Origin of the sequence: Bradyrhizobium sp. 76, assembly GCF_023073025.1 — a bacterium.
Classification (GTDB): domain Bacteria; phylum Pseudomonadota; class Alphaproteobacteria; order Rhizobiales; family Xanthobacteraceae; genus Bradyrhizobium.
This window is the reverse complement of record NZ_JADPIS010000081.1, coordinates 1-10,052: the sequence shown is the minus strand read 5'-3', so window position 1 is coordinate 10,052 and position 10,052 is coordinate 1. Positions and strand designations below refer to the sequence as shown.

7 protein-coding genes and 1 tRNA gene are annotated in these 10,052 nt (G+C 60.2%); 5 read left to right on the top strand and 3 right to left on the bottom strand.

The features are described from left to right. Window positions 1-409: 409 nt before the first annotated feature. The 4 genes from ilvD to IVB48_RS16385 all read left to right on the top strand — a co-directional run bounded on the left by ilvD (window position 410) and on the right by IVB48_RS16385 (window position 4,583). On the top strand, window positions 410-2,260 hold the full coding sequence (gene ilvD, locus IVB48_RS16400) for a dihydroxy-acid dehydratase (protein WP_247400890.1): 1,851 nt from the start codon (window positions 410-412) through the stop codon (window positions 2,258-2,260). Window positions 2,261-2,495: 235 nt separating this feature from the next. After that, window positions 2,496-2,819 carry a hypothetical protein gene (locus tag IVB48_RS16395; RefSeq protein ID WP_247400892.1) on the top strand — a complete coding sequence of 108 codons (324 nt, stop codon included), beginning with the start codon at window positions 2,496-2,498 and terminating at the stop codon, window positions 2,817-2,819. A 283-nt stretch (window positions 2,820-3,102) separates the two neighbouring features. Beyond that, window positions 3,103-3,192: transfer RNA gene (locus IVB48_RS16390), tRNA-Ser, on the top strand. 161 nt (window positions 3,193-3,353) lie between these two features. Next, on the top strand, window positions 3,354-4,583 hold the full coding sequence (locus IVB48_RS16385; protein ID WP_247400888.1) for an integrase arm-type DNA-binding domain-containing protein: 1,230 nt from the start codon (window positions 3,354-3,356) through the stop codon (window positions 4,581-4,583). Between the two features lie 248 nt (window positions 4,584-4,831). On the opposite strand, the gene ftsZ is transcribed toward IVB48_RS16385, so the two are convergent. Continuing rightward, a complete protein-coding gene (gene ftsZ / locus IVB48_RS16380; protein ID WP_247400886.1) occupies window positions 4,832-5,896 on the bottom strand; it encodes a cell division protein FtsZ in 1,065 nt (354 codons plus the stop codon). A gap of 649 nt (window positions 5,897-6,545) precedes the next feature. On the opposite strand from ftsZ, the gene IVB48_RS16375 reads away from it, so the two are divergent. Then, window positions 6,546-7,448 carry an alpha/beta hydrolase gene (locus IVB48_RS16375; protein WP_247400884.1) on the top strand — a complete coding sequence of 301 codons (903 nt, stop codon included), beginning with the start codon at window positions 6,546-6,548 and terminating at the stop codon, window positions 7,446-7,448. A gap of 86 nt (window positions 7,449-7,534) precedes the next feature. Here IVB48_RS16375 and IVB48_RS16370 read toward each other — a convergent pair whose 3' ends face one another. Then, window positions 7,535-8,533: an ABC transporter substrate-binding protein gene (locus IVB48_RS16370; protein WP_247400882.1), complete on the bottom strand. Its 999-nt coding sequence runs from the start codon at window positions 8,531-8,533 to the stop codon at window positions 7,535-7,537. Window positions 8,534-8,743: 210 nt separating this feature from the next. Further along, window positions 8,744-9,748 carry an ABC transporter substrate-binding protein gene (locus tag IVB48_RS16365; protein WP_247400880.1) on the bottom strand — a complete coding sequence of 335 codons (1,005 nt, stop codon included), beginning with the start codon at window positions 9,746-9,748 and terminating at the stop codon, window positions 8,744-8,746. Between the last annotated feature and the right edge of the window lie 304 nt (window positions 9,749-10,052).

The following is a 10,052-nucleotide window of genomic DNA, read 5'->3' as shown; positions in this document are numbered from 1 at the left end:
TTCCCATGTGGTCCCCCAACCCCGTGGTGCGCGATCAGAGGGTGATGCCCTTGGAAGGCCGCCGATCGATGTCCCGCGATGTACGCGACATCGGAATAGGATTCCATTCCGGACGACTACGGATCTCATCGCACTTGAATTTTCGGGGTGCATGCGCCTGCACGCGCAGTTGCCGTTGAATCATTGCAAGCGCGCGACGGCAGTGGCCCTGGATCATGCTGGCAGCGGCGACCGCCATCGAGAAGGCGCTATCTTCGGGCTGCGAAGAGCCCGCGCCGGGAGCAGGGGAGCCCTGTCCGACCCAAGTTCCCGTTGCGCGCGTTCCCCCCGTGCGCTATCCGGCCGGAAAGGCCTGAGCCGGCTTCGAATTTTGCCGCCCGGCTAGCCAAACCCGAGGACGGAAACCGCCATGCCAGCCTATCGCTCCCGCACCACCACCCACGGCCGCAACATGGCGGGCGCCCGCGGCCTCTGGCGCGCAACCGGCATGAAGGATGGCGATTTCGGCAAGCCGATCATCGCGGTAGTCAATTCCTTCACCCAGTTCGTGCCCGGCCACGTCCATCTGAAGGACCTCGGCCAGCTCGTCGCCCGCGAGATCGAGCAGGCCGGCGGCGTGGCGAAAGAGTTCAACACCATCGCGGTCGATGACGGCATCGCCATGGGCCATGACGGCATGCTCTACAGCCTGCCGTCGCGCGAGCTGATCGCCGACAGCGTCGAGTACATGGTCAATGCACATTGCGCCGACGGCATGGTCTGCATCTCCAATTGCGACAAGATCACCCCCGGCATGCTGATGGCCGCGCTGCGGCTCAACATCCCCGCCGTGTTCGTCTCGGGCGGACCGATGGAGGCCGGCAAGGTCACGCTGCAGGGCAAGACCAAGGCGGTCGACCTGATCGATGCCATGGTCGCAGCCGCCGACTCCAAAGTCAGCGACGAGGACGTCAAGGTGATTGAGCGCTCGGCGTGCCCGACCTGCGGCTCGTGCTCGGGCATGTTCACGGCCAATTCGATGAACTGCCTCACGGAAGCCCTTGGCCTTGCGCTCCCCGGCAACGGCACGGTGGTCGCGACCCACGCCGATCGCAAGCGCCTGTTCGTCGAGGCCGGCCACACCATCGTCGATATCGTGCGCCGCCACTACGAGCAGGACGACACGAGCGTGCTGCCGCGCAATGTCGCGAACTTCAAGGCGTTCGAGAACGCGATGACACTCGACATCGCGATGGGCGGATCGACCAACACGGTGCTGCATCTGCTCGCCGCCGCCCATGAAGGCGAGGTCGCGTTCACCATGCAGGACATCGACCGGCTGTCGCGCCGCGTGCCTGTCCTTTGCAAGGTCGCGCCGTCGGTTGCCGACGTGCATGTCGAGGACGTGCATCGTGCCGGCGGCATCATGGGCATTCTGGGCGAGCTCGACCGCGCCGGCTTGATCGACACCTCGGTCTCGACCGTGCACGCGCCGACCATGAGCGACGCGCTGGAGCGCTGGGACATCAAGCGCTCTAGGAGCGAGTCCGTCCGCACCTTCTTCCGGGCCTCGCCCGGCGGCATCCCGACCCAAATCGCCTTCAGCCAGGAGCGTCGCTACGACGAGCTCGATACCAACCGCGAGAAGGGCGTGGTCCGTAACCTCGAACACGCCTTCAGCAAGGACGGCGGTCTCGCCGTGCTCTACGGCAATCTCGCGCAGGACGGCTGCATCGTGAAGACCGCCGGCGTCGACGCCTCGATCCTGAAATTCGCAGGCCCCGCCCGCGTGTTCGAGAGCCAGGACGCGGCGGTGGAAGGCATTCTGGGCGGCAAGGTCGTTGCCGGCGAGGTCGTGGTCATCATCTACGAAGGCCCGCGCGGCGGCCCCGGCATGCAGGAGATGCTGTACCCGACCAGCTATCTGAAATCGATGGGCCTCGGCAAAGCCTGCGCGCTCGTCACCGACGGACGCTTCTCGGGCGGCTCGTCGGGCCTGTCGATCGGCCATCTGTCGCCGGAAGCGGCCGAAGGCGGCAACATCGGTCTGGTGCGGACCGGCGATCGCATCGCCATCGACATCCCGAGCCGCAGCATCACCCTCGAGGTCTCCGACGAGGAGCTGGCCAAGCGCCGCGCCGCGGAAGAGGCGAAGGGCGATGCCGCCTGGCAGGCGATCGGCCGCAAGCGCAACGTCTCGACGGCGCTTCAGGCCTACGCTGCGCTCACCACCAGCGCCGCGCGCGGCGCGGTGCGCGAGGTGAAACGGCGCTCGAAGTAACAGCGTCTCGTACGCGTGATCGCAAGCATCACGCACCGCGCATGGTCAACAAGTTCTGAACGGCCGGCGCAAGCCGGCCGTTTGCATTAAGGATGCCCCGACGAACTTCGGCAACGCAAGGTTTTGCGGCGTATACTGGCAGCGACCTTCGCAAATCCATTTTGGCAATTGGGGCACCACAACAATGTCTCGCACTCTCGCTGTCGTTTTCTCGACCGTCGTCGCTGCGATTTCCATGACGAGCGCTGCTTCCGCCGGCTGTTACAATTGCTACACGCCGCCGCCGTGCACGACCTGCTACCAGCAGCAATATGTGCAGCCGCAATACCGCACCGTCGACGAGACCGTAATGGTGTCGCCCGGCGCCACCGTCGCGCATCGCGCGCCGGCGCAGTACCGCACCGTGATGGTGCCGCAGACCGTGATGGTGGCGCCGCCGAGCGTCCAGTACGAGCGCATCCCGCCGCAATACGCCACGCGCCAGCGCGTCGAGATGGTCCAGCCGGGCTATTCCTATTACGCCCCGGTGCAGATGAACTGTGCGTCCTGCGGGTACTGAGCTAAAGCAACAATGAACGGACTTCGCGCGGCGCTCCTTGGGGGGCGCCGCTTTTCTTTGCAGCTGGCAAACGAGGCCCGGAAAAGGAAGCGACTCCAAACCGGGCCTCGCAACCGGCGACGCCTTGGGAGATGTCGCCAGTGTCCGGGATTGCCGAGAGGGCATAGGGTAAGGGAACAGGCTGACGCTCGCCTGACAGATCCGATGCCGGGGAAAGGGGCGTGCGCCAACTTCGCGTTGCTATGCGCCGTCGACTGCGTTAAGCGACAGCCATTCCGGACTTGGAAGGGTGGCCGAGTGGTTTAAGGCACCGGTCTTGAAAACCGGCGTGCCCGCAAGGGTACCGTGGGTTCGAATCCCACCCCTTCCGCCAGTATATTGTTCTCCTCTGTTCGCAGTTGTTCGAACTCCACAGCAAAACCAGTGACTTGCGCCGAAAGACTGTACTTTGCAGTTCGCCGGTGTTCCTCCTAATCGGGTCGCTGACCGTGGTTTTTGCCCGTAGGTTCGGAGGACGTTTTTCCCGGAGGAACAATGGCTGGAAGGCTCAAACCGCTCGACGTGGAACGCCAAACCAAGCCCGGCAAATACGCCGATGGCGATGGGCTCTACTTGATCATTACCGGACCAACATCGAAGAGCTGGTCATACAGATATTGGAAAGATGGCAAGGAGCGCTGGCACGGCCTCGGATCCTTAAAGGACGTGTCGCTAAAGGATGCGCGGCTGGCACGGGATGCAGCGCGGCTGCGCGTGAAAGGCGATCGCAGCACCGCCGGCGTGGACATAGTGCAGGAGAGGCGAAGGGCGCGCGAAGATGCGAAAGCCGTCGAGGCAAAGGTTGTGTTGCCGACGTTCGAGGAATGCGCGGAAGCCTACATCCGGACGAATTGGTCGACCTGGAGCGGGAAGCATCGCGATCAGTGGCCGTCCTCCCTCAAGCGTTACGTCTATCCCACCATCGGCAAGCTCACCATCCCGGAGATCAAGCCGAGCCACATCCACGATCTGCTCAAGTTGATCTGGGTGGAGAAGCGCGAGACTGCGAACCGGGTCCGCGGCCGGATTGAAACGATTGTTGCGAAGAACGTTGATATCGACGATCCAGACTTCCGCAATCCGGCCGAGCTTACGAGGCAGTTGCGCGAAAAGCTTCCAAAGCGCCCCAAGCGGGTCGTCCGCCATCATCCAGCCTTGCCGTACGCCGAGGCGCCGGCGTTCATGAAACTTCTTGCCGGAGCGCCCGGAACAGCTGCTGCGATGCTACGCTTCCTAATCTTCACGGCTTGCCGCACGAACGAGGCTGTCGAAGGGCATTGGTCTGAGATCGATCGCCCAGGCTCCACCTGGAAAATTCCCGGCGAGCGAATGAAGATGGACCAGGACCACTACGTCCCATTGACGGATCCCGCGTTGGCGGTCCTGGACGAGATGCGAAACGGCCACCAAGGCGAACTGATCTTCACCAATCCCGAAGGGGGGTCATTCTCCGAAAACGCGATGCTCGCGGTACTTGATCGCATCGGCTACGGGCATGTAACGGTTCATGGGTTCAGGTCGACCTTCGCAACTTGGGCTGAGGAATGCACCGACTATCCGGACGGCGTACGCGAGGCTGCGCTGGCCCACAAATACAAGAGCGAAACCACTGCAGCCTATCAGCGAGGCCAAAAGTTAGAAAAGCGGCGGGCGTTAATGAAAGATTGGGCCGTGTTCCTGAGCGACACCAAGGTGACCCAATTGGATGACTGGAGGACAGGGTAGGGCGTCGAGCGGCCGGACTTAGGACAACCGGAGGCAAAAGCCTTCGTTGCGTCCAATCTCCATGGCGTTCGGTCTGCTCCAACAGGCCGATATGGGAAGGCGCTCGGCAAACGGTCGGCTAGGGGCGGCCATAAGCGCAAGTAACCGAGTGTGCCCGGCGTTCATGGACGCGGATCAGCCAAGGTCGATACCGAAATCGCTCCTCTATTGCGCGAACTGGACCGAGGCGCCGATACGGTGCGCGTCGGTCAGCGCTGTACTACATTCGATCCGGCGATCTGACGGCCGTCGTTGCGCAGTCTGCCGGCGAGTTCCGTAAGTGAGCTTTCCGCTGGTTGCGCGTGGGGCGCCGGGTCGAGATTGTCGATGCCGGTCGCCACTACCGAGACGCGGACGAGACCCTCTAAGCTCTCATCGAACGATGCGCCAATGATGATGTTGGCGTCCTGGTCGGCCTCGTCGCGGATGCGGGTAGCAGCTTCTTCGACCTCGAATAACATCAGGTCTTTGCCGCCAGTGATGGAGATTATGAGGCCGCTGGCACGCTTGATCGAGGGATCCTCGATCAATGGATTGGAAATCGCGGCCACGGCGGCGGTTAGCACGCGGTTTGCGCCCGAAGCCTCGCCCCTGCCCATCATGGCCTTGCCCTTCTCGCGCATTACGGCGAGAACGTCAGCAAAATCGAGGTTGATCAGACCTTCCTTGACTATGAGGTCGCTGATGCAGGCCACACCCGAATAAAGTACCTGATCGGCCAACGCGAAGGCATTGGAGAACGTGGTCTTCTCGTTGGCCACCCGGAATAGGTTCTGGTTCGGGATGATCAGCAGAGTGTCGACCACCTTCAGCAGTTCCGCGACTCCGGCCTCGGCAAGGCGCATGCGGCGCTGGCCCTCGAAGTGGAATGGCTTAGTGACTACACCGATGGTGAGAATGCCAAGCTCACGCGCAGTCTTGGCGATAATGGGCGCTGCGCCGGTGCCGGTACCGCCGCCCATGCCCGCAGTAACGAACACCATGTGTGCGCCGGTCAGATGATCGCGGATCGCGTCGATCGTCTCCTCGGCTGCAGCGCGCCCCACTTCAGGATGCGAGCCAGCGCCGAGACCTTCCGTCACCCGCGTGCCCATCTGGATGAGACGCTCGGCCCTCGACATGCTAAGCGCCTGTGCATCGGTATTGGCGACGATGAAGTCGACGCCTTGCAACCCGGCCGCGATCATGTTGTTGACAGCATTGCCACCGGCACCGCCGACCCCAAACACGGTAATGCGCGCCTTCATCTCGCGAATTTCGATAATGTTGGTCATTTTTGCCTCGCAATTGCTCCACCGAGCTGGGGAATGAGAGGACACGGATTGCTATACGCCAGGACTTTGCTCCGAAAGTGAGCGCGGCAAGCGCAGTCGTCTGGCAAGCCACGAGCGGCCACTGGCGAGATTTTCAGGCACGCACCTACCGCGGCATTTGTCAGCGTCTCGGCGGACACCGGCTGTTCTCCTAGAACGAACCGAGCGGCAATCGGCTGATGATGACCGGGCAATGACGGCAGGCTAGGCCGCGATGGTTAACGAACTCCTAACGGCGAGCAGCGGTCTGCCACTTGAGCGTGACAGGTAGGGATCGCGTCCTACCATCCGACCTCATCGCGAAAGTGCGCCGGCCTCCGGGCTTGCGGAGACAATCTGTGTAGTCAACTCCGCGCCAATCGGTCGGCAAAGGAATGTCCCTTCCGGGTCAATCGGGTCGGGTTGCCCGCAGTCGGTGACTTCCGGTTTGCGCCGGACTCGGGACATGTCGCTGCGCTGCGCTCACTTAAGCGATGGGCCACAACCGGACTCCGCTGAGTTAAGAAATTTATGCATTCTTGAGCTTATCGCTTGCTACTATGCTCCATCAGGAGAACTATGCTTGCGGCAAGACTGATCCTCTCAGAGACTACCTGAGGAGGGATTTCAAATGCGCCGCGTCGTGGTGTTGTTTCTCTTTGTCGTGTGCATGAGCACGCAGGCTTGGGCACAAGACGTCAAGCCCAACTGGCCCATTCCATCGGAACTCAAATGGGAAGCCATCAACGGATATCCCATGGCCTACCGAGATGCGGGCGAAGGTGTGCCCATCGTTCTGGTGCATGGGTCGACTTCTGATTACCGCATTTGGAACGCCCAGTTCAGCATCTTTAGTGAAACTTACCGGGTAGTCGCGGTCAGCCTGAGACACTTTTACCCCGAACGTTGGGATGGCACTGGCGCCGATTTTTCGATCGAACAGCACGCCCAGGATGTCGCTGCGTTGATCAAAAAATTAAACCTCGGGAAGGTGCATCTCATCGGACATTCGCGGGGTGGCGCGGTTGCAGTCGAGGTGGCGAAATCACACGCTGAAGTCATTCGAACGCTAGTGCTGCCGGACGGCAGCATTGAGATGGCGGTGCCTGAGACTGCCGAGGGCAAAGCAGCCGGAGATTTCACACAAAAGCTTATCGGGACCTTGCAGGAAAACTTGAAAACCGGAGATTCAGCCAAGGCTGCGGAGGTCTTCATCGACATGCTGAGCGGCCCTGGCACCTGGCTAAGGTCTCCCGAGTCCATGAAGGAGATGGTTCTGGCAAATATCTACTCGGCCTTGGGGGACAAACACCGCCCGATCAGTACTTGCGCCGAAGTCAAGAAGTTCGATTTTCCCGTGCTGCTCATGACGGCTGACAAAAGTCCAAAGAAATTTGAGTTCATGTACGTTGAAATGCGGAAGTGTCGGGAGTTTCCTGCAACGGTGGTGATACCCAATGCAGCGCACGGTATGCAGCGGCTGAATCCGGTCGTCTTCAATCAGGTCACGTTGGAGTTCCTGTCACAGCATTGAATTCGCGTTGATCGGCTGTCCTCAATCGAACAATGGCGGCCTCGGGTCAAATTCTGACCAACGCATCGCAATTCGCAACAACGGTGCTATTCGATCACCTCTTCGACGCGAGCAAGGATTGATGGTGGAATCGTAAGACCGAGCATCGCGGCGGTCTTGAGGTTTAATCTCATCCCAAATTTGGTCGGCACCTGAACCGGAAGCTCTGCTGGGTTCGCGCCGCGGAGAATACGATCGACGTAGAGGGCAGCACCAAGAAACATGTCATCGTCAACGGGGCCATAGGAGAGCAGTCCACCCTGTTCAGTAGGAAGCGTTCGGTCCGACACCGCAGGCACATTGTATTCGGTCGCCAGCAATATAACCTTTGCGCGATGGGCAAACATAAACCCATCCGATTGGACGACAAGTCCTCCTCGCCGCTCGCGTCCAAGCCTCGTGAACGCCGTTTCAATTTCCGCCTCATTATGTACCGATGCTGTGACTGGCACGAGGGTAAGCGATCGCGCGGCGGCCTCGAATGACGGCAAGAAATATAATCCGCCTCCGGGTGCCGTGTTCGGATTGAACATAATGGCGACCCGTTTAACGCCGGGCGCGATCTCCTTGAGGAGCTCTAGCCATTTGCCCCCCATTGTCGCTTCTAGGTTGATGAACCCGGTGATATTTGCGCCAGGGCGGGACAGGCTCGCGGCAAACCCAGCGCCTACCGGGTCGGAGACTGTTACAAATACAATTGGAACCGTCCGCGTCTCCCTGTGGAGCGCAGCGGTTGCTGGGGTTGTGGATGCAAGGATCACGTCGGGTCCCAGTCCAACCAACTCTTTTGCGAAGACCTGCATCCGATCAACATTTCCTGCCGCCCAGCGAACGTCCAGCCGGATATTGCTACCTACTGTCCAGCCCAACTCTTGAAGCCGCTGTGTCGACTCGGAGAGAAGGAGCTTTGCTACAGAATTGTCTTCATCCCATCCAACTAGGATGCCGACCCGCCGCATGCGCCCCTGCTGTGCGTGCGTAGCGAGCGACCACGCCACGGCAGTAGCCGATCCACCGAGAAGAGCAACGAACTCGCGCCGCTTCATTCGATCGCCTGGTGAGTGGGCACGGAGTGCCCGTTAGGGCTAAGCATACCAAAAGACAAAGGTTCTGCATCGCAGCAAAATACGGCTGCCGATGTCGCAGTTGGGTTCACAAGCCGCCGAACTGGCGCCCGGCTGCAAACTTCCGGTCTGCCCTTGTGAGCCGACATTTAAGGGCACCGCGCCTACGGAAGCGATGGGCCAGAAGCGACGTCATTCGACTACTTGATTGGCACGGACGAGCAGTATCGTAGGCAATGCGAGCCCGAGCGCCTTCGCAGTCTTCAGATTGATGCTCAGCTCGAATTTGGTCGGTCGGTAAAACGGAATATCTCCCGGATTGGCACCTTTGAGAACCTTATCGATGATATTGGCGAGCCGGCGAAAGGTGTCCGGTACGTCAATCGAATAGGCCATCAGTCCGCCAACTTGGACGAAGTCGCCGTAAGCATATATTGCGGGAATTCGGCGTTGAGCCGCCAGTTCGACAATCATCGCACGATTGGTGAAATGCTCGGCTTCATCAGACACCATGAGCGCATCCAGTTGATCTTGCTCCATTGATCTGAAGACGCGCTGGTACTCTGCCTCGTTGAAGACGTTGCCGAGCAGCGCAGCCCTCAACGAAATACCTGCTCTTTTTGCCGCTTCTCGGGCTGCCGCACCTCTTGGGTCTTCCCAGTACGATCGCGATACAAGGTAACCAACAATGGAGAGTCCCGGCATCGCCTCGACCAGCAGCTCGATACGCTTTCCAATGAGTTCCAATTCCGTCGCGATAGTAACGCCAGTAATGTTGCCGCCCGGCCGCGCGATGCTGGCCACAAGTCCCAGGGCGACCGGGTCGTTGACTATTGTCACAATCGGGATTGTCGTCGTCGCCTTTTTAAAATCTAACGATAGACGCGCCGCCACCGCTAAAATCAGGTCGGGATGCGTGTTGACCACATCCCGAACCAATTCGGAGTAGCGTTCGGGTGTACCTTCTCCAGAGTAGCGACCTATCGCGAGGTTTTGGCCCTCGACGTAGCCAAGGCGGCTTAGCTCCTGGAAAAAAGCACGGTATTGCGGTGGACCACTCAGGCTCATTTCGCCGACTTTCATTCCCGGGTGAATGAAAGCGATCCGCTTCATTCTTGCGGGCTGCTGCGCATGCGCCGCGAGTGGCCATGTAGCGGTCATGCCGCCAAAAAGGGTGATAAACTCGCGCCGTTGCATGTGCCCCCTGACGGGCAAACCTGATCGACCACTACGAGCCTAGCACAGTACGACGGGACAGGGGCGGGAAAGGTGGAAATCGACCTCGGCACTCGAGAGCCGATGTGAGCTCAGGGTCACAGGCTGACTTCCGCGCCGACTTGACCTGGAGTCGGGCTATCTCCCGAAGGCAGACATAGCGCTGTGTAAGCGGAGGTCGGCAATGGGCCGATTTTGTTGCAAAAGTCGGTTGAGACAAGTCACGAAGCGTGATTCCGTTGTGTTGACGCGAATCTCGGCGAGGTCGATCCATGATGGGCCGTCT

Coding starts and splice junctions, on each gene's coding strand:
- ilvD (WP_247400890.1), top strand. CDS start 410: ATGCCAGCCTATCGCTCCCGCACCACCACCCACGGCCGCAACATGGCG.
- IVB48_RS16395 (WP_247400892.1), top strand. CDS start 2,496: ATGACGAGCGCTGCTTCCGCCGGCTGTTACAATTGCTACACGCCGCCG.
- IVB48_RS16385 (WP_247400888.1), top strand. CDS start 3,354: ATGGCTGGAAGGCTCAAACCGCTCGACGTGGAACGCCAAACCAAGCCC.
- ftsZ (WP_247400886.1), bottom strand. CDS start 5,896: ATGACCAACATTATCGAAATTCGCGAGATGAAGGCGCGCATTACCGTG.
- IVB48_RS16375 (WP_247400884.1), top strand. CDS start 6,546: ATGCGCCGCGTCGTGGTGTTGTTTCTCTTTGTCGTGTGCATGAGCACG.
- IVB48_RS16370 (WP_247400882.1), bottom strand. CDS start 8,533: ATGAAGCGGCGCGAGTTCGTTGCTCTTCTCGGTGGATCGGCTACTGCC.
- IVB48_RS16365 (WP_247400880.1), bottom strand. CDS start 9,748: ATGCAACGGCGCGAGTTTATCACCCTTTTTGGCGGCATGACCGCTACA.